Raw genomic sequence first — 21,527 nt, forward strand, 5'->3', positions numbered from 1 at the left:
GAAGGGGCACGGGTGTTACAGCGGGTCATGCGGATGGTGGTCGCCGTCACGGTGGTGGTCTGCGCCCTCATTCCGGACAGCATGGTCACCGCCGTCACCGGAGCCCTGGGTCCCGCCGAGGAGTGCCCGCCGAGGGACACCCGGGTCACGACCCCCTACCCGATCACCGGCTACTGGGTCATCCCGCGCGCGGACCGGTGCGTGACGCAGCGGCTGGTGGAGGCGGTCCACGGGGTGGGCGGCGACACGCTCATCACGTTCGGCGCGCGGATCCTGCCCGCCGAGGTGGACCGCGCGGGCCGGATCACCGGCGAGCTCGCCGCCGCCTTCGCCGGCTGCGTCGAGGACGGCAAGCCGTGCTATCAGACCGCGCGTGAGGCGGCCTCCGTCCGCCAGGTCTACACGTACGTGACCAGCGAGCGGTTCGGGGACGCGGTGCTGCGCTGCCCCGGGCTGGACCGGCGAATCGAGAGCGGCGGGCGCATCTACTACCGCCTGATGCTGGGCGGCACCTGCTCCTCGGGCGGCCACGACCTCCTGCTGATCGCGACCGACGGTGACGGGGTGGGCAACCTGCTCGGCGAGGCCGCGGCGTACGGGATGCGGGTCTTCCCCGGCCTGCCCGTGCCGCCCAAGGACGCCGTCAAGCCGTGGCTGCCCGATCTGGCGCACCTGCCGGCGCTGAACGAGCTCACCGCGCGGGTGCTGGCCGACTACAGGCAGCGGTACGGGGCCTCACCGGCGCTCGGCGGCGTGTACCAGTCGTTCGAGCTCGCCATGCGGGACCGGGCGGACGACGACCCGATCATCGCGCTGTACGCCGCGCAGCACGGGGTGGTCGCCGCCGGGCTGCCCGGCGCGAAGATCATGGTCAGCCCGTTCTGGGACGCGCGCCGGGGCCGCGGGTTCCCGCCCGAGCAGGTGGGGGAGGGGTTCGCCGACATCGCCGCCACCCGGGCCGGCGCGCCGATGGCCATCGCCATCCAGGACGGCCGCGGCGTGGGCAAGGTGCCCGTGTACGGAGCGGACGAGACCGACGCCCCCGTCGGGCCCCGGCTGGCGCCGGTCGTCGGCCAGGTCACCAATGGCGCGGCCTACTACGGCTCCACCCGCGACTACGTGGCGGTGGCCGCCCGCGAGGTCGTGCCCGGGGTGGAGCTGTGGGTGAACGTGGAGGTCTTCGAGCCCACCCAGGTGGCGGGCGAGTGCGGCAGGGCCAACCCGTTCCCGCTGCGCGGCCGCGCCACCAAGAGCCGGGTGGACGAGCAGGTGGCGGCCGTGGGGCGGAACGCCACCAAGATCATCTCGTACGGCTGGGATCCGTTCCTGACCTGCCGGCTCGACCTCACCACCCCCTCGCTCGGCGACGACCTCGCGGCGGGCTGGCAGCAGCCCATCGTCGTCGACGCCCGCCGGGCGGACGGCGGGATCGCGATCGAGGGCTATCGGCTGGGCGGGGGCGAGCTGCGGTTCACCTACCAGCAGCGCGGGGGCGGCGCCACGACCGTGACCGCCGTCCCGGAGCGGCACGGCGCCGTGGCCGGTGCGGTGCCCGCCGGTCTCGAGACGGTCTGGGCCCCCTTCGAGGCAACCGACCTCGATCCGGGGCGGCCGTGGATCTCGATCACCGCCAGGAACGGCGCCGGGCACACGAGCACCGGAGGCCACGCCTTCCACGGCGGGTCGTAGGGGGCCCGGGGGCAGGGAATGCCAGACGCCGGCCCGCAAGTCGTAGCCGCGGCGGGGAGCCGACATGGCGGAAGTAGTTGCCCGTCCGGTAATAGTGATATTTGAGACAGAACACATCTCCTGAGCACGATGGTGGCTGGATGCGGAGCGGATGAGCACGGACGGGCGTGGGATCGCGGGCCGGGTGGTTTCTCCGGTTCTGGTCGGGCGCGACGGGGAGCTGGGCCGCATGATCGGCGCCCTGGCCGTGCCGCCGTCGGTGGTCGTCATCGAGGGCGAAGGGGGCATCGGCAAGTCCCGCCTGGTGACCGAGTTGCTGGCCCGGCCGGAGGTCGCGGGGCGGCGGATCCTGAGCGGCGGCTGCAGCCAGATCAGGGAGCCGTTCCCGCTGGGGCCGGTCGTCGAGGCGCTGCGATCCGTGGGCGGTGACCTGGAGGGAGCGGTGCTGTCGCCGGTCGCGGGCGCGCTGCGGGCCCTCTTTCCCGAGCTGGCGCCCGTGCTGCCACAGCCTCCCGATCCGCTCGACGATCGGGCGGCCGAGCGGCATCGGCTGTTTCGCGGCCTGAGCGAGGTGCTGGCGGCGCTGGGCACGGCGGTGCTCGTCGTGGAGGATCTGCACTGGGCCGACGAGCAGACGGTCGAGTTCCTGTCGTACCTGCTGGGCAATCAGCCCCGCACGCTGTCGGTCGTGCTGACCTACCGTGGCGAAGAGGTGCCCGCCGGGGTGCGTGCGCTGACCGCGCGTCCCGCCGACGCGCTCACCCGCGAGCACGTCGTGCTCGTGCCGCTGGACGAGGGCCAGACCCGCGAGCTCGCGGCCGCGATCCTCGGCAGCGACCAGGTCTCCGAGGAGTTCGCGGCACACCTGTGCGGGCGCGCCTCCGGACTGCCGCTGGCGATCCAGGAGCTGCTGGCGCTGTTGCGGACACGCGGGGCATTGATCCCGTGGGCCGGTGGGTGGGCACGCAAGGAGCTGGACGAGCTGGACGTGCCGAGCGGCGTGCGCTCCTCGGTGCAGGAACGGGTGGGGCGGCTCTCTCCGGCTGCCAGGGCAGTCGCGGAGGCGGCCGCGGTGCTCCAGCTGACCTCGCCCGTCCCGGTGCTGACCGGCGTGACCGGCCTGCCCCCGTCGGCCGCGGCCGACGGGGTGGACGAGGTGCTGGACGCCGGCCTGTTCGCCGAGCGGGAGGGGACCGTGGGATTCCGGCACGTGCTGGCATCCCAGGCGGTGTACGAGGGCATCCCCCTCGGACGCAGGCAGGCTCTGCACTCCGCGGCCGCGGACGCCGTCCAGAGCCTGGTGCCCGTGCCGCTCGGGCAGGTGGCACACCATCTGCGGCAGGCGGGCCGGGACGACGAATGGGTGGCGGCCGCCAAGCGGGCCGCGGACCAGGCGGTGGAGCTCGGCGACGACGGCGAGGCCGCACGTCTCATGGAGGAGGTGCTGCGTCGCGCACGGCTGCCGGCGCCGGACCGGGCCGAGCTGACGGTGCGGCTCGGGTGGGTGGCCACCGAGGTGCTGCACGTTCCCGACGTCTGCGATCTGTTCGTCACGGCGCTGAACGATGACCTGCCCCGGGCCGTCCGCGGAGAGCTGCGGCTTCTGCTGGCCCTGCACCTGAACCTCGCCCGGTCTGACCCCGCACGAGAGCGGCGGGAGATGGCCGCGGCCGTCGGCGACCTGAGTGATCGGCCGGAGCTGGCGGCCTGGGCGATGATGGCGCTGGGATTGCCGACGGCACCGGGAACCCGGCCGGACGAGCGCGTCGAGTGGCTGGATCGGGCGCTGGAGACGGTGCCCGAGATCGGCGATCCGACCATGCGCCTCTACCTCCTTGGCAAGATCGTGATGGCCCTGGTGCTGATCGGCGATCCGCGCTGGCGCGAGCTGGCCGATCGGATGGAGAAGGACGTCGACGAGCTGCCCACGCACCGCCGTACCGTCAACGTGCACTTCTCGATCGGGGCCGGCGCGGTCCTGACCGGTGATCACCACCTGGCCCGGCGGCTGCTGGCGACGGCACTGGAGCGCAGCGCGGAGATCGACGCCACCGGAACCATCGCCGTGCGTTGCAAGTCCTGTCTCCTCCAGGTCGCCTACCTCAGCGGGGCCTGGGAAGGGCTGGCCGAGGAGGTCAGGAAACTCCGCGTGGAACTCAGCGAGCGGCCCGAGCGCGATTCCGTGGCGTTGGTGGCCGCCGGGTTGCTGCTGGCGGAGGGCGAGCTCGACCTGGCGCGGAGCCGGTTCCTGGACGGGATGCGGATCGGCCTGACGACGGACGTGGCGGACCTGCCCTTCGCCGTGACCGCCCTGCTTCGACTCGGAATCGCGCGCGGCACCGCGGTGGCCGCGCTCGCCGAGACCGCCGAGGCCGTCGCCGCCTGGGAGAAGCACGGGTTGTGGCCGCTGGGTGTGCGTGCCCTTCCGGCGCTGACCGAGGCGCTGCGTGCCGCAGGCCGGCAGGAGGAAGCCGCTGGAGTCGTGGCGCGGTACGAGTCGCGGCTGCGCGGGCTGGTCGCGCCGCTGGCCGCACCCGCTCTGGAGCATGCCCGCGGGCACCTGGCCGCGAGCGCCGGGCGGTGGCGGGAGGCCGTGGGTCACTTCACCGGCGCCGCGGCTGGATACGAGAGGCTACCCGCCGCCTACGAGGCCGCCCAGGCGAGCGAGCAGGCGGCGGCGTGCCTGTTCGAAGCCGGTGACGACACGGCGGAGCAGGCGCTCAAGGACGTCCTCGCGGCGTACGAGCGGCTGGGAGCGCGCTGGGACCTGGACCGGGCCATCTGGCTGGGGCGCAGGCACGGGCTGCGTGCCGGCAGCGCGCGACGCCGGGGCGCGGACGGCGGCGGCGACGGCGGCGACGGCGGGGCCGGCCGGGGGCTGACGGCCCGGCAGCGCGAGGTGGCGCGGCTGGCCGCGACGGGCCTGACCAACCAGCAGATCGCCAGGGAGTTGTTCCTGTCGACCAAGACGGTGGACAAGCATCTCAGCGCCGCCATGCAGAAGTTCGGCGCGCGCTCGCGCACCGAACTGGCCCGGCAGCTGGAACGCCCCCCGGAGGACTGATTGGGGAATTTTCCCCATATGGCTCCCATACCCCCCAGGTGACGTGGCGACGATGCTTGCCGCATGTCTGACGAGCCCGCGACCGATTCCGATCTGGACGAGGTCCCCGATCAGGGACCGGAGGCGTCCGAGGGCGAGGCCGAGCAGAGCACCCAGGAAGGCCCGCCGCCCGACGGATTCGTCCCCCTCTGAGCCACCCCCATTCACGATCTTGCAGAAAGGCAGCCCCTTCATGCCTACCAACGGATTACTCCCGGGGAGGACCGCGTGAAACGCGCCGTCCTGCTGTCCTCGCTCCTCGCGCTGGCCGCGACCACGCTGTCGCCGACCTCCGCGGCGATGGCCGCCGAGCCGCCGGCGGCGGCCCCCGTCACGCTCACGGGCGTCGGGCCGGGCCCGCACGTCATCACCCTGGTCACCGGGGACAAGGTCACGCTCACCGAGGCCGCCGCCGGCCGCTTCGACGTGAAGACCGAGCCCGCCACCCGCCCGGACGGCCACCGGCCGCGACTGGTCACCCAGACCACTCCCGCGAGCGTCTACGTCCTCCCCGCCGACGCGATGCCCGCCATCCAGGCGGGGCGGGTGGACCGGCGGCTGTTCGACGTCAGGTATCTGGCGGAGAACGGCTACGCCGACGACCGGACCAAGCAGGTCCCGGTGATCGTCCAGTACCCGAAGGACCGCGAGGTCAACACCCTCAAGCGAGCGGCCGACGCGATCCCGGCCAGCGCCCCCACCCAGACCCTGGACAGCATCCACGCCTCGGCCGTGAGCGTCACCAAGGCGGAGGCGGGGGCGTTCTGGAACGCCGTGCGAACCGTACCCTCGCCCGGACTGAAGGCGTCCGACACGCTGAGCGGCGGGATCGCCAAGCTGTGGCTGGACGGCAAGGTCAAGGCCGTCCTGGACGAGAGCGTGGCGATGATCGGCGCGCCCGCGGCCTGGGCCGGGGGCCACGACGGCACCGGGGTGACGGTCGCGGTGCTGGACACCGGCGTCGACGCCACCCACCCCGACCTCGCCGGGAAGATCGCCGACTCCAAGTCCTTCGTCCCCGACGAGGCGGTCACGGACGGCCACGGCCATGGCACCCACGTGGCCTCCACCATCGCCGGCTCCGGAGCGGCCTCCGGCGGCACGCGCAAGGGCGTGGCTCCGGGCGCTCAGCTGGTCATCGGCAAGGTGCTGAACGACAACGGTTCTGGCACTGACTCCGGGGTCATCGAAGGCATGGAGTGGGCCGCCGCCAGCGGCGCCAAGGTCGTCAGCATGAGCCTGGGCGACGGGCCCACCGACGGCACCGATCCGCTCAGCCAGTCGGTCAACAGCCTGAGCGCCTCCACCGGGGTCCTGTTCGTCATCGCCGCGGGCAACGCCGGTGGCGCTGCCGGGACCGTGGCCAACCCCGGGACGGCCGACGCCGCGCTCACCGTCGCCGCGGTCGACAAGCAGGACGGGCTGGCCGACTTCTCCAGCCGCGGTCCGCGGTTCGGCGACTCGGGGCTCAAGCCCGACATCGCCGCGCCCGGCGTGGACATCGCCGCCGCCCGTGCGGCGGGCACCGCGATGGGCTCCCCCGTCGACGACCACTACACCGCGGCTTCCGGCACCTCGATGGCCACCCCGCACGTCGCGGGCGCTGTGGCGATCATGGCCCAGCTGCACCCCGACTGGAAGGGGCCGCTGCTCAAGGCCGCGCTGATGTCCACCGCCAAGGACGACGGATTCACCGTGTACGAGCAGGGCGCCGGGCGGACCGACCTCGCCAAGGCGTACACCCAGCGGGTCTTCGCCACCACCGGTGGCGTCGACTTCGGCTCGGTGACCGAGGAGGGCGAGCCCCTGCGGCGGGAGCTCTCCTACAGCAACCTCACCGACCAGCCGGTCACCCTCACCCTCACCGCCGCCCTGCGCACCACCAGAGGCTCCGAGGCCGGCGGCAAGCTGGCCACGGACCCCACGCTCACCGTCCCCGCGGGCGGTACCGCCACGACGACCGTCACCCTCGAGACGGCCGGTCTCGCTCTCGGGAGCTACACCGGCGTGGTGACGGCCGTGGCCGGCGACGTCCGGCTGACCACCCCGGTCGGCCTGGTGCGGGAGGCTCCGACGGTTCAGTTGACCGTCCACACCATCGGCTGGGACGGCAAGCCGTTGTCGCCGTGGTATCAGCAGACTCTCGACATCGACGGCGAGAAGGGATACATCGACGGCACCGTGCTGTCGACGGAGGGGACCACGGTCACCCGGGTCCCGGTCGGCACGCACCATGTGATGCTCATGGCGGGCGCGGTGGACTCCGACGACCGCTACAACACGGTGTCGCTGATCGCCCCGGAGGTCACCGTCACCGGTGACACCGAGATCACGCTCGACGCCCGGCAGGCCTCCCAGATGCGCTTCAGCACCCCGAAGCCCGCCGAGCCGCTGAACACCTTCTGGGTCGCCGCCACCCAGCGGACCATCGCCAACGGCCTGACGTACGCCACCAGGATGGAACCGGACTCGCAATTCAGCACGTGGGAGAAGTTCTGGGTCACCCCCACCAAGCCCGTCACCAAGGGCAAGTTCCGCTTCTCCGGCCAATGGACCCTGGGGCAGGCCCAGGTCACCATGAGCGCGGGCAAGCACAAGCCGATCACCCTGAATCCGGTCGCCCCCCAGCACCAGGGCTTCTCGGACGGCGAGCGCCAGAACGAACTGCCCGGCTGGAAGCCGTTCACCGGGACGCAGAACCTGCCGCTCGTCGACATCGGCGAGGGCCGGCCCGAGGACATCGCCGGGAAGGACCTGCGCGGCAAGCTCGCCCTCGTTGAGACGGGGTTGACGCCCGAAGGCGAGCTGGCGTGCCACATCATGATCACGAAGGTCACCTCGATCCGCGAGGCAGGTGCGGCCGGATTCGTCATGTTCCCGTCGAAGGGCGGCGCCTGCGGCCTGCCGATGAACATCTACCAGGCGATCAACACCGGCGATCCCCAGCGCGTCGACATCTCCAACGTCTCCCTGTCGAACAAGGAGGGACTGAAGCTGCGTGCCCGGCTCGCGAGCGAACCGGTCAGCGTCCGGGTGACCGGCACGCCGCAGACGCCCTACTCCTACTTCCTCAAGCCGTACGCCGAGGGCAGCGTGCCGAAGTCGCTGCACTACACCTTCACCGACAAGCAGCTCGCCCAGATCGACATGGACATCCATGCCAGTAAGCCGACCGGCCACAACAACTGGCGCATGATCTACAAGCAGGACGACGTGGTGACCACGGTGACGGCCACCTCGATGTGGTCGCGGGTGGCCTTCACCGCTCCGAGCACCAGGACCGATTACGTCGGGCCGATCGATCCTCAGGTCATCCACTCGCACGGCATGAGCTCCACCAGCGTCGACGGGACGGCGTCCGGCGAGACCCGCTTCCGCCTCGAGAAGTTCGACCGTCCCGGCCGTACCCGGCAGCAGTGGTTCACCGCCGGCCTGACGCCGGGTGCCTTCACCGCGTCGGACAAGGTCTATGCGACGGCCGACAAGGACGCGGCGCCGGCCACCACGCTGGGCCTCGACATGCTGTGCGTCGTCTGCGTGCACGGTGACACCCTGTGGGCGGAGGTCGGCATGGCCGGCACGCCCGACAAGCAGCCGATCAGCACCGCGTTCTGGTCGTTGGACCTTCCCGCGACCCCGGACTTCGACGTCCATCTCTATCGGGACGGAACGGAGATCCCCAACCTCAAGCGGCCCTATCTGGACAAGCTCCCCATGTTCCCGCTGCCCAAGGGCTCCGGCACCTACCGGCTGACCGCGAAGAACGCCGCGCACGACGCCGAGTGGACGTTCCAGGCTCCGCCGGCCGAGAAAACCGCCCTGCCGGGAGCCGCCTGCGGGATCTGGCACTACACGGAGACCTACCTGCCATGCCGGCCGACCCCGGTCGTCTTCGCCGGATACGACCTGGACGACTCCCTGTCGATGGACAACACCGTCCGCGCCGGTCGATCCCACAGGTTCACCGTCGAGGCCTACCACTCGCCGTCCCCGGCGAAGATGCCGAAGATCGCCGGGCTCAAGCTGTGGATGAGCACCGACGACGGCGCCAGGTGGACGCCCGTCTCGGTCAAGCGCGACCGTGACGGCACCTACACCGCCACCACCCGCTACCCGTCCCTGCGCGACACCAAGGGCGCGGTCAGCCTGAAGGTCGAAGCCTGGGACGCCGAGGGCAACCGCCTCAAGCAGACCAGCACCCGCCTGTTCAACCTGCGCTGAACCGTCCGCTGATCGAAGAGTCTGCCGGGCGGCGGGGATCTCCCCGCCGCCCGGCAGTTCCGTGTCCGCGGCCCCTCAGCGTCAAGGGCGGGACCGCGCGGGGCGGCGTGGCGGCAGCAGATCAGAGCGTGGGTGGCCGGTTTTCGCCCAGTATGCGAGCCGGGAACCTTGCGCAGGGAATTCCGGTGGTCGTCGTGACCGCCGCCGCCGTGCAGACACACGCGCTGCCCGGCGTCGTCTGGGACTGCCTGCTGCCCGGCCTGGATGACGCCAGGCCGGCTTTCAGGGGACGATCGAGTCCACGTAGCCGCCGTCGACCCGGACCGCCGCGCCCGTCGTGGCGGAGGCGAGGGGAGAGCTCAGGTAGACCACCAGGTTCGCGATCTCCTCCGGCTCGATCAGCCGCTGGAGCAGCGACTGGGGGCGGTGCTCGCGCATGAACGCCCGCTGCGCCTCCTCCCACGGCAGGTCGCGGTCGACGAGCTGGTAGACGAAGTCCTCCACGCCGCCCGTGTGGGTGGGCCCGGCGATCACCGAGTTGACCGTGACCCCGCTGCCCGCCGCCTCCTTGGCGAAGCCCCGGGAGACGGCCAGCAACGCGGTCTTCGACATGCCGTAGTGGATCATCTCGGCCGGGATGACGATGGCGGAGTCGCTGGCGATGTACTGGACGCGGCCCCAGGACCGGTCGCGCATGCCGGGCAGGTAGGCGCGGGTCAGCCGGATGGCGGTCAGGACGTTGACCTCGAAGTAGCGCCGCCACTCGGCGTCGGTGATCTCCAGGGCCGGGGTCGCGCCGAAGATGCCGAGGTTGTTGACCAGGATGTCGACCTGCGGAAGCTCCCGCAGCACCTGGGCGGTGCCCTCGTCGGTGGCGAGGTCGCCGGGCGCCGCGACCAGGTCGGCGTCCGGTGCCTGGCCCAGGATCCGCTCGATGGCCGCGCCGACGGAGGCCTCACCGCGCCCGTTGACGGCCACCCGTGCCCCGGACCGGGCAAGGCCGGTGGCGATGGCGGCTCCGATGCCCTGGGTCGAGCCCGTGACCAGCGCGGTCTTTCCGGTGAGATCGATGTGCACGCCTGCGACTCCTCCACTGGATCTTGCTGTGCGGTCATTGTCCGCGATGCCGCCCGGGGGAGTGCGGCACGGTCACGGTGTGTCGCCCGGCCGCCGCCAGAGCCGCTCGCCGTCGTCGAACCGCTCGGTGGGCAGGAGCCCGACCCTGCGGGCGACGGCGGCCGAGGCCGCGTGGCGGGGGTGGATGTGCGCCTCGATCGTGGCGACGCCGCGCCCGTCCAGCCAGGTGACCAGAGCCTGGGCGGCTTCGGAGGCGTACCCCTGGCCCTGCTGGCGCGAGCCCACCACCCAGGCGATCTCCGCCCGCCGGCCGCCGTCCGTGATCGTCGCCTGCACGTAGCCGACCGCCTCGCCGCCGGCCGTGCGGATGATCCAGTTGTGCCATTCCTGGCCGCTGTCCGGGGAGCCCGCGGCCTGCCTGGTGTAGCGGACGCGCAGTTCCTCCAGCGAGGGCGCCGAGCCACCGATGAACGTGTAGAGGTCCGCCCCGCTCAGCACCTCCACCATCTCTTCGGCGTCGCTCACCGCCAGGGGGACGAGACGGATCCGCTCAGGTGTGCCGGCCATGCCACCTCCGTACGTTCGCGAGGCCGCGAGCCTACAGCGGTCCGGTCCCCGGCTGGCGGCGCCGCGTCAGCCGGCGGGAGCGGCTGACGGATCGTGCCTGTCCAGTGACTTAGTGTGCTGACCAGAGTGGATCAGCTGACGCCTCGGGGGATCGATGTCACGCCGAATGACCCTACTGGCGCTCGCCGTCGCGAGCGTCACCCTGACAGTGCCCGGCCCGGCGGCGGCCCGGAGCGTGCCGCCGCCGCCGGACGCATCTCCGGTGATGGACCCGAAGCGGACGGTGGACTACTGGACGAAGAGCAAGCAGTCCGAGGCGGACGCGCCCGAGCACACCTCGGGCGGGGCCGAGCGGCGGCTGACCGTGCCGGAGGGCAGCCGGCTCACGCCGGACGGCGACGCCAACGGCTACGGCCGGATGCCCAGGCCGTACAGCGCGGCGGCGGCCAGCCGGATCACCGGCCGGTTGTTCTTCGTCGACGCCGACGGCGGGCGCAGGTCGTGCAGCGGGTCGGTGGTGCGCTCGGCCGGCGGGCTGCTGGTGGCGACGGCCGCGCACTGCGTCTACGGCGTCTCCCGGCAGACCGGCCAGGGCACCTGGTCGTCGAACATCGCCTTCGTGCCCGCGTACGACGGCCACGGCCAGAGCGCGAACGAGACCGCGCCGTACGGCGTGTGGGGGGCGCGGCGTGCCTGGAAGCCCCAGCCCTTCACCGGCGCACAGCCGTGGAACTGGGACTCCGTGTACGATCTCGCGCTGGTCGAAGTCGGCAGGAGCGGCGGCGCCACGTTGCAGGACACCGTCGGCGCCTTCACTCCGATGCGCAACCAGGGCGGCGACTACACGATCACCAGCCTGGGCTATCCCAGCGACCTCCCGTACGACGGGACGCGCCAGCTCTGGTGCCTCGGCCGCACGACCGTCGCGCCCGGTTACGCCCAGCCGGCCGGGCAGACGGCCGGGCGGCTGCACACCGTCAACTGTCACCTGTTCGGCGGCAACAGCGGCGGGCCGTGGCTGGACAGGAGCAGCGGCATGCTGGTCGGGGTGCTGTCGTCCGGGGCGGAAAACGCGTCGCCCGACGGCTACACGGTGGCCAACCCGCTGGGCCCCGGCAGTTACGGGGCGCTGGTGCGGCAGGCGGACCCCGGCGGGGTGTACGACTCGCTCTCGGTCAAGGGGGCCGGCTCGGCCAGGCGCCTCACCGCCACCGTGCGGATGCGCGGGCTGATGGCGGCCGCGCGGGTGCCCGTCACGTTCGGCCTGCCTCGTGGGGTCCGCCCGGCGCCCGGGACGCCGTGCGCGGTCGTGAGGCGGAAGGTGACGTGCACGATCGCCGTCGTCGCGCCGGGCCGCCCGGAGCGGGTGAGCATCCCGATCCGGGGCGCCGCCGCGCGGGCCAGGTTCACCGTGTCGGTGGCGGCCACCTTCCTGGACCCGGATCCGCGCGACAACACCCACGCCTTCTCGACGGCTCCCGGCAGGTGAGGTCTGCTCCACGCCATGGCAGGGCGCGGCTACGGCAAAGGATCGCGTGTTGGCCGGACCGGTCCGCCGCCCGTTCTGGCAGCGTCTACGCGGCTGCGAACATCGATGGAGGGGCTTATGCGTGCTGTCGGGGACGAAGAGCAGTTCGAACGCCTGCTCTCCGCTGCGAGCTCCTACTGGGGCAAGCGCCCCTCCCGGCCGGGGACCTGCGTGGTGGCCGAGGCACTGCACCAGGACATCCGGGTGATCGTGCGCAACCTCCTGCTCGCGAACGCGATCTGCGAACTGACCTCGTCGAGGCTCGTCGTGCTCACCGGCACCGACCGGGAGTGGAGCAGGCTGCTGTGGGACGACTTCGACACGGGGCGGGTGCGGCGGCTGGCCGAGGCGTTCGGCGCGGCGGAGGTCGTCGACGTGCACGACCTCGTGGACCGCAGGCTCGCCGACGAGGGCGACAGCCCCGCCGAGGGGATCAGCCCGGCGGCGCTGGACGCTCTGGAGAAGGCGACGCTGCTGCGGCTGAACCGGGTGCCCAGGCTCCCCGCCACGCAGGACGAGCGGTGGCGCGCCCGGCGCGGGCGGGCCAGGGCGCTGTCCGCCGTCTACGACCGGCTGTTCGCCGAGTTGTCGCCTGCCGCCCTCGTCACCAGTGAGGTCGACTACGACCAGTGGGGTCTGGCGGTCGAGACGGCCGTGCGCAGGCAGGTCCCGGTCGTGCACGTGCGGGGCACGGGCTCGCTGCGCGCGCAGGCGCTCTTCCCGGGGCAGGGCACGGGCGCCTTCCGCGAGGAGCTGACCGGCCGGCTCGCCCGCTTCTTCGACGAGAGCGTGTGGCCGCACCGGGACCTCGTCCAGCCGGGTGCGGAGCTCGTGGCCTGGCGGGCCAAGGGGGAGCGGGGCAGCTGGTGGCGGGGCGGCAGCGTGAACTCGTTCGAGCTGCGGACGGAGACGGAACGCCGCCAGCTTCGCGGGCACGGCTGCGACCGGTTCGGCATCGACCCGGACCGCCCCACTTTCACCGTGTTCCAGCACGCCGTCTCCGATGCGGTCGGAGCGAACCGCGAAATATTCGATGATTTCGCGGAATGGCTTGAGGAGACCGCTGATTTCGCCGCAGCTGAGGAGTCGGTGAACTGGCTCTTCCTCGACCATCCGGCCCAGGCCGGCCACGACACGACCGGCCACTTCGAATCCGTCGCCGCGCGCCACGCCCACCGCTCGCACCTGGCCTTCATGCCCAGGGCGGCGCTGTCGAGGAACATGCTGTGGAGCATGAGCGACGTGGGCGTCACGGTCCGCGGCGCGGTGTCGTGCGAGCTGCCCGCCTTCGGCATCCCCGTCATCCAGGCGGGCTGGTCGGAGTGGAGCGGCTGCGGGGTGTCGCACGTGGCCGAGACGCGCGCCGACTACTGGCGGCTGCTCGCCGACTCGGTCGCCAAGCACGTCAAGGGCGAGTCCTCGCTGGAGCCGGAGCAGCGGGAGCGGGCGCGGCTGTGGCTGTGGCTGGAGCGCAGCGGGGCGGACGTGGCCTCGCCGCTCCTGCCGCACTGGGAGCTGGGCGACGGCGAGGACTACCTGCGGACGCTCTCGGTCAGCATGCGGCACGTGGAGCGTGACGGCGATCCGCTGCGCCACGCGGTGCGCCGCATGTGGGAGCGGCGGGAGCCGCTGCTCAGCCGGTTCGACTTCGGCGATCCGGCCCGGCTCGCCGATGCCCTCACCACATCGAGGAGCGCATCATGACCGCGACATTCCTGACAGGCCCAGCCACCGAGCTCGACGAGGTCATCGTGCCGCTGTCGCCGCCGATCGAGGTCTTCGGCGGGCAGGCGGCGGCGCTGCAGGTGACCGACCAGTTCCACCGGGGCAAGCAGATCCTGGGCCGGTTCGAGCGCTCGGGGCTGATCGGGTTCAAGGTGGCCGCCAAGGGCAGGCGGCTGCGGGTCAAGGTGTCGCTGGCCGTGGACTCCATCTCCGTGCCCGGATGGCACCTGGACAGCCAGGTGCAGGCGGCTCAGTTCCTGCCGCGCCTCATCCAGGTCCGCGCCCAGGGGCGCCTGCGGCAGTGCGTGCTGCTGAAGGGAGGCTCCGGCATCAAGAGCGCCCAGGCGGCTTTCGACCTGCTGCCGGAGGAGGTGCCCGACGACGGCCTGGTGTGCGTGGAGGCACTGGACATCGCCGAAGGCGGCGGCATCTCGGAGGAGGTCCGCGAGGCCGTGACGGGCTCGGTCATGCAGGGAGGCACCGCCGGTCTGCGGATCGACAGCGTGGCGTTCTCGCTGCCCCCCGAGCCGAAGCCGGCCCGGCACGGTGAGGACCTGGACGGCGCCCGCTGCGAGCTCCTCTCGCTGATCAGCTCCGGCGGGCTCGCCAACCTCAACAGGCGCGGCGCGCGCACCCTGCGCCACGGGCTCTTCGTCGTCAACCCGGTGCCCGCCGGCGTCTTCGGATCGGGCGGCCGGCTGACCATCCGGCTGGGCAGCAGGGCCGACACCAGCACCGGCAGGCCGGGGCCGGACCGTGCGCTGATGCGCAGGGCCTGGCGCCGGGCGGGCGGCGAGGCCCGGCGACTGCGGCACGTCGCCCGCGAGGCGTTCTGCACGGCGGCGCCCGCTGTGGCGCGGGTCATGAGCGTCCAGGACGGCGGCCTGGCCATGCCCACCAGGTCCACGGTCGGCAACGCGCTGGAGCTCGACCTGCCCGCGCCGGTGGGCTCGCCGGTGCTCGTCTTCGTCACCCCGAGGCAGGGCGCCGTGCCGACGCTGGTCTCAGCGGACTGGACCCCCTGACGTCCCGCCCAGGCTGGCGGCGAGCAGGTCGAGCAGCGGCCGGCGGCGCACGCACCCCTCCAGTGCGAACGAGTCCGCCAGCGCCGTCAGCTCGCCGTCGTCGAGGCCCCTGAAAAGCTCGGCGTACTCGGGCAGCAGCGCCTGGGCGAACAGGATGTGCCTGATCAGGTCGTCGGTCTGATAGCGGGCGCCCCACGGATAGGGGCTCCAGCCGGGGAACTCGGTCTCCACCAGCGTGTGCAGCGGGCCGATCACCTCGGCCGACTCCTCCATGGTGGAGCCCCACCGGTCCGCGCCCAGCCGCCGTTTCTTGGCGATGAAGCCGCCGAACCGCTCCATGTACGGCCCGCCCGCGTGCACCAGCCCCTGCAACCCCACATCCTTGTACGTCCACAGCGCCCAACCGGCGTCATGGGCGTCGTAGATGTCGAGCTGGTCGCGCAGGATCTGGTAGCGCTCCGCGTCGAGCTCGGGATCGCCGGTGTAGACGGGCCCGAACTCGCCCACCCACAGCGGCGTGCCCGTCTCCCGCTGGAATCGCGAGCGCCTGTCGAAGGTGCGCTCCAGCTCGCCCCGGTCGCACCACTCGCCGCGGGTGTAACCCGGATAGCCGCCGCCGTGGGCGAACCCGGCCAGCGCGTAGTCGTGGCAGACGAAGACGGTGTTCTCGTACATCTCCCGGAAGATGGAGAAGTCGGTGGAGTAGGTGTTGCCGTCGAGGAAGAGCACGTGCCGCGGGTCGGCCGCGCGCACCGCCTTCACCAGGCGGTCGTAGAACGGGCCGACGACCTTGCCGCTGGGGTCGCCCGGCTCGTTGACGGGGTTGTAGCCGGCCACCCAGGGGTTGTCGCGGTAGTGGTCGGCGATCGCCTCCCACAGGTGCACGACCCGGTCCTGGAAGTGGCGATGCCTCCAGAAGGCGGCGATGTGGGTGGGGTTGTCGGAGTGCCAGTGCTGGTTCTGCGAGCCGGGCAGCGCGTGCAGGTCGATGACGCTGTAGATGCCGTGCGCGCCGAGCAGGCCGATGACCCGGTCGAGGTGGTGGAAGCCCTGCTCGATGATCTCGAAGGGCCGCTCGTCGGACTCGAAGTGCCGGTAGCTGATCGGGATGCGCACGCAGTTCATCCCCAGTCCGGCCAGCAGCGCCGCGTCCCGCTCGGTGAAGAATGAGGTGAGCAGGCGGTCGAAGAAGAGCGTGGCCCGCTCCTCGCCCAGCACCCCCTGTACGGCGGCGCGCATGGAGGCTTCGTTGGCCGGGTAGCCGGTGATGAAGTTCTCCATGTTCATCCAGCCGCCCAGGCCGACGCCGCGTAGCCGTACGGGCTGGTTGCCGGCTGTGAGGAGCCGCGTTCCGGAGACGTGGAGCATGGTCACCCTTTCGTAGCTCCTGCGGTGAGTCCGCCGATGAGGTGGCGCTCGGCGATGGCGTAGAACCCCAGCGCGGGCACCATGGCCAGCACCAGGTAGGCGAGGATGCGAGCGGTGTCGGAGCTGTACTGGCCCTGGAACTGCTGGATGCCGAGCGGCAGTGTCCAGCTCGTCTCGTTGCTGAAGACCACCAGCGGCAGCATGAAGTTGTTCCAGCTGCCGACGATCGCCAGCACCGACACGGTGGCCAGGGCCGGCCGGGCCATCGGCAGCAGGATGCGCCAGAAGAAGGCGAACGAGCTGCAACCGTCGAGCGTGGCCGCCTCCTCGATCTCGCCTGGGATGCTCCGGAAGAACCCGCGCAGGATGATGATCGTCAACGGCAGCCCGAAGGCGGCCTGCACGAGGATCACGCCCCAGGCGTTGTCCAGCAGGTTGAGGGTGCGCAGCATGACGAAGATCGGCAGGATGGCCACCGCGAACGGGAACATGAGCCCCGCGGTGAAGACGGTGAACAGGAACTCCCTGCCGCGGAAGGCGAACCGGGCGAAGACGAACGCCGCCATCGCCGACAGCGCGACCGTGACGACGGTGGTGAGCACGGCGATGAACGTGCTGTTCCACAGCTGCTGCCAGAACGAGCCCTCGGAGAGCACGTCGGTGTAGTTGCCGGTGTTCCACGGGCTGGGCAGGCCGAACGGGTTGACCGAGAGCTGGCTGGTGCTCTTGAAGCCGCCGAGCAGCGCGTACACGATCGGGATGAGGATGAACGCGCCGACGATCCAGGCGATCACGTGCAGAGGGAGGGTGTTTCGTTTCATCGGTTGTCTCCCATGGCGGTCGTCGCACCCTCCATGTCGCGGCGCATCACGAACCGCTGGTACCCCAGGGCGAAGATGAGGCTGAGCACGAACATCACGACGCTGATCGCACTGGCGTAGCCCACCTGGGCGCGCCCGAAGCCGACGTCGAACATGGTGACCGCGAGCGTCTCGGAGGCGTGCGCCGGGCCGCCCTCGGTGAGGATCCAGACCAGGTCGAACAGCTGGATGGTGTAGATGACCGACAGGAACACGCTGATCCGGATCGTCGGGCCGAGCAGCGGCAGCGTGACGAACCTGAAGACCTTCCAGCCCGCGGCGCCGTCGATTTTGGCGGCCTCGAGCAGCTCGTTGGGGATGTTCTGGCGCCCGGCGAGATAGATCATCATGTGGAAGCCGAAGTACTTCCAGGTCATCACGAGGAAGAGCGACATGAGGACGGTGTCGGGCTCGGACAGCCACGCCGACTCCAGGCCGACGACGCTCAGCGCGCGGTTGGCCAGCCCCGACTCCGGCGACAGGATCAGCGAGAACAGCACGCCCGTGATGACCTCGGAGAGCACGTACGGCGCGAAGAACACCAGCCGGTAGATCGCCCGGCCCCGGATGCGCTGGTGGAGCAGCAAGGCGATGCCCAGCGCCAGCGGCAGCTGGATCACCACGCAGAGCACGACCAGGACGGCCAGGTGCCACAGGTCGGTGAGGAAGATCTCGGACTCGAACAGCCTGGTGAAGTTGTCGAAGCCGATGAACTGGGTGGGCATCCCGCCGAAGCCGTTCCACTTGAAGCCGCTGGCGTAGATGGCCACCAGGATCGGCGCCACCACCAGCAGCAGGAAGAGCACCAGGGCAGGCAGCACGAACAGGATGATCGTCACCCAGCCGCGCCGCCGTCCCCGGGTAGGGCGGGCGTGGGCCGGAAGCGTCGCCGCTTCCGGCCTACGGGTAAGGATCGTCATTCGCTCTTGGCCACTTCGGTGATGTCGGCCGCGACCTGCTCCGGCGTCTTGGTGCCCGCGATGAGCTCGGCCACGCTGTCGTTGACCTCGGCGCCGACGGCCGGCGGGTAGGCCTGGTCGAGGAAGAGCTGGAAGCCGGTGGCGTTGGCCAGGGAGTCGGCCACCACCTTGAGGTTGGCGTCCTTGACCGCGCTCTCCTCGCCCTTGAGCACCGGCAGGACCGCGTTCTCCGCGACGGCCTTGGTGTGGTTGCCGATCTCGGTGAGGAACTTCGCCAGCTCGATGGCCTCGGCGGGCGCGTCGGCGCCCACGGCCATGCCGCCGCCTCCGCCGAACGCGTCGGCGACCGTGCCCTTGCCGCCGTCGACCGCCGGGAACGGGAAGAAGCCCAGGTCGTCCTTGAGTCCCTTGCCCGCGTCGTTCTGCACATTGGGCGCCCACTGCCCCATCAGCTCCATCGCGGCCTTGCCGTTGGAGACCGTGGCGGCCTGCCCGTCAGGGGTGGAGTAGCTGGCGCCGAGGAAGCCCTTCTGGAACGGCTGGAGGTCGACAAGCGCCTTGAGCTGCTGGCCCGCCTGCACGAACTCCGGCTTGGTGAAGTCGTGGTCGACCCCCGCCTGCTGGAGCGCCGGCAGGCCGGCGATGCGCATGGCGAGGTAGGCCCAGTAGTAGTGGCCCGGCCACTTCTCCTTGCCGGCGAGCGCGATCGGGGTGGTCCCGGCAGCCTTGAGCTTCTTGACGGCGTCGAGGTAAGCCGACCAGGTGGCCGGCGGCTCGGTGATTCCCGCCTGTTCGAAAAGTTTCTTGTTGTACCAGAAACCGACCATGCCGATGTCCGTCGGCAACGCGTAGGTCTTGCCGTCGAACTGGTAGGCGGCCAGGGCCGCCTTGGTGAAGGTGCCGAGGACGGGCGCGACGTCACCGGAGATGTCCTTGACCAGGCCGGCGTCGATCTGCTGCTTGAGCACGCCGCCGCCCCAGGTGGCGAAGAGGTCGGGGGCCTTGCCCGACTGGGTGAGTGTGGTGACCTTGGACTTGTACGCCTCGTTCTCCAGCACCGTCATCTTGATGGTGACGTGCGGGTACTTGGCCTGAAACTCCTTGGCTCGGTTTTCGTAGACGCTTTTCAGCGGGTCTGAGGTCGACAGGTGCCACCACTCCAGCGTGACCTTCTGCGGCGATCCGCCGCCGGCCGTCGGCTCGGGTGTCGCTGTCTGCCCGCCTCCGCAGCCCGCCGCGAGCGCGGCGACCGCGATCAATGCGAACACTCGTTTCATAGGGGTTCCCTCCTCGGCTGGCGAAAGTTTCGTGAACCCCCCGATAATTTCTTTGCCCGGAGCATAGGTAAACGGCGCGTTACGCGTCAATAGGCGTCCAGGGGCTGATCGTGCATCCTGCACATCCCGATTCCGAAACTTTCGGCTAAACTCCGGATCATGTCTGCGAAGAGGCGGGTGACGATCGCTCTGATAGCCGAGGAGGCCGGGGTGTCGATCCCCACGGTGTCCAAGGTCATCAACGGCCGTCCCGAGGTGGCCCCGGCGACCCGGCACCGCGTCGAGCGGCTCCTGCACAAGCACGGCTACCAGCGGCGCATCAGCCAGGACGACACCCCCGCCGGGCTCGTCGACCTGGTCTTCACCGAGATGGAGTCGCCCTGGGCCATGGAGATCGTGCGCGGCGCCGAGGGAGCGGCGCACGAGGCCGGGGCCAGTGTGGTGATCTCGGTGCTGCACACGCACGCCGGTCCGGGCCGCGACTGGCTCGAACGGCTCGCCGGACGCAGGACCGACGGGGTGGTGATCGTCGCCTCCCGCCTGTCGGTCGGAGTCCAGGACCAGCTCAGCGCCCGCTCGCTGCCGTTCGTGGTGGTCGACCCCGACGGCGAGCCCGCCCCCGGCGTCGTCTCCGTCGGCGCCACCAACTGGAACGGCGGCCTGGCCGCCACCCGTCACCTGCTGGAGCTGGGCCACCGCCGGATCGGCATGATCAGCGGCCCCGCCGACATGCTGTGCAGCCAGGCCAGGATCGACGGCTACCGGGCCGCCCTGGAGACGGCGGGCGTGCCGGCCTCGCCCGAGCTCATTCGCCGCGGCACCTTCCTCGTCGACTCCGGCCACGACCACGGCCACGCGCTGCTCTCGCTGGACGACCCGCCCACCGCGATCTTCGCGGGCAGCGACCTGCAGGCGTTCGGCGTCTTCGAAGCGGCTCGCCAGCGCGGGCTGCGGGTGCCCGAAGACCTCAGCGTGGTCGGCTTCGACGACCTGCCGCTGGCCAAGTCCGCCTGGCCGCCGCTGACCACGGTCCGCCAGCCGCTCCAGGAGATGGCGGCGCTCGCCACCCGGACGGTGCTGGCCATGCGGCGCGGCGAGACGCCCGAGGCCCGCCGGGTGGAGCTGGCCACCGAGCTCATCGTCCGCGAGAGCACCGCGGCCCTGCCGGCATAGCGCCCACCTGGAGTTTCACGCCGGACAAGGCGGGCAGCCGGGGGACCATGATGCGCGAACTCGTCAACGGGGCCGTCAGCGGCACTCTCGCCACCGCCGCGATGAGCGGCGTCATGGTCGCGGGCGAGCGGGCCGGGCTCATGCACGGCCAGCCGCCCAAGCACATCGTCCGCGGCGTGCTCCCCGGTAGCCGCTACCGGCGCAAGAAGGGCGAGGGCGTGCTGGGGGCGCTGGCCCACTTCGGCTTCGGCACCGCCTCGGGCGCGGCCTTCGCCCTGGTGTCGCGGGAGCGGCACGGCCGGCTGCCGCTCGCCGTCGGCTACGCGATGATGATCTGGATCGTCAGCTACGCCGGATGGGCGCCCCGGCTGAGCGCGCTGCCGCCCCTCCAGCGTGACGACCCCGGACGCCAGAGCGTGATGGCCGCAGGGCATGTGGTGTACGGAGCTACGCTCGCCTTCCTGCTCAACCGCCTCGGCTCCGGCCGGTCCGGCGGCCCGCGGGAGGAGACCGAGGCCGGCCGGTCACGTCAGATGGCGCCCCAGGGCACGTTCACGTAGCGGGCCCCGGGCCCCGGCGCCGCTAGGCTCTGCTCCCGTGACGACGGAGTTGGCGCGGCACGCCGCACGGTTGCGCGAGTTCGCGCGGGTCCGGGACTGGGAGCAGTTCCACACGCCCAAGAATCTGGCGATGGCGCTCGCGGGCGAGGTCGGGGAGCTGGTGGCGGAGTTCCAGTGGCTCACCGCCGAGGAGTCCGCCGCCCCCGACCCGGAGACGCTGGCCAGGATCACCTCGGAGCTCGGCGACGTGACCAACTACCTCGTACGGCTCGCGGACCTGCTCGGTGTGGACCTCGTCGCGTCGGCCGGCGCCAAGCTGGACGACAACGAGCGACGCTACGCGCCGGAGCTCTACCGGGGCTCGGCCAGGAAGGCGCCGCCACTCCCGCCGGACGGCCGCACCGGCTGAGTCGGCACATGCGCTTCTCGCGCGC

At 71.5% G+C, this 21,527-nt stretch carries 16 protein-coding genes; 10 read left to right on the top strand and 6 right to left on the bottom strand.

Annotation, left to right across the window (positions count from 1 at the left end):
• Positions 1–12 precede the first annotated feature (12 nt).
• The 4 genes from V5E28_RS31510 (at position 13) to V5E28_RS31525 (ending at position 9,013) form a co-directional block, all read left to right on the top strand.
• Positions 13–1,689 (top strand): hypothetical protein, encoded by a 1,677-nt coding sequence (locus V5E28_RS31510; RefSeq protein WP_336212319.1) that lies wholly within the window; start codon positions 13–15, stop codon positions 1,687–1,689.
• Positions 1,690–1,840: 151 nt separating this feature from the next.
• Positions 1,841–4,753, top strand: coding sequence for a helix-turn-helix transcriptional regulator (locus V5E28_RS31515; protein WP_336212321.1), 2,913 nt, complete (start codon positions 1,841–1,843; stop codon positions 4,751–4,753).
• Between the two features lie 63 nt (positions 4,754–4,816).
• Complete coding sequence (locus V5E28_RS31520; protein WP_336212323.1) at positions 4,817–4,945, top strand: hypothetical protein; 129 nt, start codon at positions 4,817–4,819, stop codon at positions 4,943–4,945.
• A 75-nt stretch (positions 4,946–5,020) separates the two neighbouring features.
• Positions 5,021–9,013: a S8 family peptidase gene (locus tag V5E28_RS31525; RefSeq protein ID WP_336212326.1), complete on the top strand. Its 3,993-nt coding sequence runs from the start codon at positions 5,021–5,023 to the stop codon at positions 9,011–9,013.
• Between the two features lie 282 nt (positions 9,014–9,295).
• On the opposite strand, the gene V5E28_RS31530 is transcribed toward V5E28_RS31525, so the two are convergent.
• Entirely contained in the window at positions 9,296–10,090 is a 795-nt protein-coding gene (locus V5E28_RS31530; RefSeq protein WP_336212327.1) for an SDR family NAD(P)-dependent oxidoreductase, read from the bottom strand.
• Between the two features lie 72 nt (positions 10,091–10,162).
• Entirely contained in the window at positions 10,163–10,657 is a 495-nt protein-coding gene (locus tag V5E28_RS31535; RefSeq protein ID WP_336212329.1) for a GNAT family N-acetyltransferase, read from the bottom strand.
• Positions 10,658–10,823: 166 nt separating this feature from the next.
• Here V5E28_RS31535 and V5E28_RS31540 point away from each other — a divergent pair, with 166 nt between their 5' ends.
• The 3 genes from V5E28_RS31540 to V5E28_RS31550 all read left to right on the top strand — a co-directional run bounded on the left by V5E28_RS31540 (position 10,824) and on the right by V5E28_RS31550 (position 14,935).
• Positions 10,824–12,146 carry a trypsin-like serine peptidase gene (locus V5E28_RS31540; protein ID WP_336212331.1) on the top strand — a complete coding sequence of 441 codons (1,323 nt, stop codon included), beginning with the start codon at positions 10,824–10,826 and terminating at the stop codon, positions 12,144–12,146.
• 117 nt (positions 12,147–12,263) lie between these two features.
• Entirely contained in the window at positions 12,264–13,889 is a 1,626-nt protein-coding gene (locus tag V5E28_RS31545; protein ID WP_336212332.1) for a hypothetical protein, read from the top strand.
• On the top strand, positions 13,886–14,935 hold the full coding sequence (locus V5E28_RS31550; protein WP_336212334.1) for a hypothetical protein: 1,050 nt from the start codon (positions 13,886–13,888) through the stop codon (positions 14,933–14,935). Before V5E28_RS31545 ends, V5E28_RS31550 begins: the two co-directional genes overlap by 4 nt.
• On the opposite strand, the gene V5E28_RS31555 is transcribed toward V5E28_RS31550, so the two are convergent.
• The 4 genes from V5E28_RS31555 to V5E28_RS31570 all read right to left on the bottom strand — a co-directional run bounded on the left by V5E28_RS31555 (position 14,915) and on the right by V5E28_RS31570 (position 19,360).
• The gene (locus tag V5E28_RS31555; protein ID WP_336212410.1) at positions 14,915–16,303 is read right to left on the bottom strand and encodes a glycoside hydrolase family 5 protein; all 1,389 of its coding nucleotides are present in this window, start codon (positions 16,301–16,303) and stop codon (positions 14,915–14,917) included. The two genes, V5E28_RS31550 and V5E28_RS31555, sit on opposite strands and share 21 nt — an antisense overlap.
• Positions 16,304–16,305: 2 nt before the next feature.
• Positions 16,306–17,124 carry a carbohydrate ABC transporter permease gene (locus tag V5E28_RS31560; RefSeq protein WP_336212335.1) on the bottom strand — a complete coding sequence of 273 codons (819 nt, stop codon included), beginning with the start codon at positions 17,122–17,124 and terminating at the stop codon, positions 16,306–16,308.
• A complete protein-coding gene (locus V5E28_RS31565; protein ID WP_336212337.1) occupies positions 17,121–18,002 on the bottom strand; it encodes a carbohydrate ABC transporter permease in 882 nt (293 codons plus the stop codon). The genes V5E28_RS31560 and V5E28_RS31565 overlap by 4 nt, the downstream gene beginning before the upstream one ends.
• A gap of 77 nt (positions 18,003–18,079) precedes the next feature.
• Positions 18,080–19,360, bottom strand: a complete 1,281-nt coding sequence (locus V5E28_RS31570) for an extracellular solute-binding protein (RefSeq protein ID WP_336212339.1) — start codon at positions 19,358–19,360, stop codon at positions 18,080–18,082.
• A 159-nt stretch (positions 19,361–19,519) separates the two neighbouring features.
• On the opposite strand from V5E28_RS31570, the gene V5E28_RS31575 reads away from it, so the two are divergent.
• Genes V5E28_RS31575 through V5E28_RS31585 form a run of 3 tightly spaced genes read left to right on the top strand, consistent with a single transcriptional unit; the run spans position 19,520 to position 21,502 of the window.
• Positions 19,520–20,533, top strand: coding sequence for a LacI family DNA-binding transcriptional regulator (locus tag V5E28_RS31575; protein WP_336212341.1), 1,014 nt, complete (start codon positions 19,520–19,522; stop codon positions 20,531–20,533).
• A gap of 47 nt (positions 20,534–20,580) precedes the next feature.
• Positions 20,581–21,093 carry a DUF6789 family protein gene (locus tag V5E28_RS31580; RefSeq protein WP_336212342.1) on the top strand — a complete coding sequence of 171 codons (513 nt, stop codon included), beginning with the start codon at positions 20,581–20,583 and terminating at the stop codon, positions 21,091–21,093.
• 37 nt (positions 21,094–21,130) lie between these two features.
• Entirely contained in the window at positions 21,131–21,502 is a 372-nt protein-coding gene (locus V5E28_RS31585) for a nucleotide pyrophosphohydrolase (RefSeq protein WP_336212344.1), read from the top strand.
• Positions 21,503–21,527: the final 25 nt, after the last annotated feature.

It is taken from the genome of Nonomuraea sp. LPB2021202275-12-8 (genome assembly GCF_037044575.1).
GTDB lineage: Bacteria > Actinomycetota > Actinomycetes > Streptosporangiales > Streptosporangiaceae > Nonomuraea.

Bases quoted from the DNA above. Each gene is read 5' to 3' on its own strand.
- V5E28_RS31540 (WP_336212331.1), top strand. From the start codon at position 10,824: ATGACCCTACTGGCGCTCGCCGTCGCGAGCGTCACCCTGACAGTGCCC.
- V5E28_RS31580 (WP_336212342.1), top strand. From the start codon at position 20,581: ATGATGCGCGAACTCGTCAACGGGGCCGTCAGCGGCACTCTCGCCACC.
- V5E28_RS31520 (WP_336212323.1), top strand. From the start codon at position 4,817: ATGTCTGACGAGCCCGCGACCGATTCCGATCTGGACGAGGTCCCCGAT.
- V5E28_RS31575 (WP_336212341.1), top strand. From the start codon at position 19,520: ATGTCTGCGAAGAGGCGGGTGACGATCGCTCTGATAGCCGAGGAGGCC.
- V5E28_RS31570 (WP_336212339.1), bottom strand. From the start codon at position 19,360: ATGAAACGAGTGTTCGCATTGATCGCGGTCGCCGCGCTCGCGGCGGGC.
- V5E28_RS31550 (WP_336212334.1), top strand. From the start codon at position 13,886: ATGACCGCGACATTCCTGACAGGCCCAGCCACCGAGCTCGACGAGGTC.
- V5E28_RS31535 (WP_336212329.1), bottom strand. From the start codon at position 10,657: ATGGCCGGCACACCTGAGCGGATCCGTCTCGTCCCCCTGGCGGTGAGC.
- V5E28_RS31515 (WP_336212321.1), top strand. From the start codon at position 1,841: ATGAGCACGGACGGGCGTGGGATCGCGGGCCGGGTGGTTTCTCCGGTT.
- V5E28_RS31560 (WP_336212335.1), bottom strand. From the start codon at position 17,124: ATGAAACGAAACACCCTCCCTCTGCACGTGATCGCCTGGATCGTCGGC.
- V5E28_RS31555 (WP_336212410.1), bottom strand. From the start codon at position 16,303: ATGCTCCACGTCTCCGGAACGCGGCTCCTCACAGCCGGCAACCAGCCC.
- V5E28_RS31545 (WP_336212332.1), top strand. From the start codon at position 12,264: ATGCGTGCTGTCGGGGACGAAGAGCAGTTCGAACGCCTGCTCTCCGCT.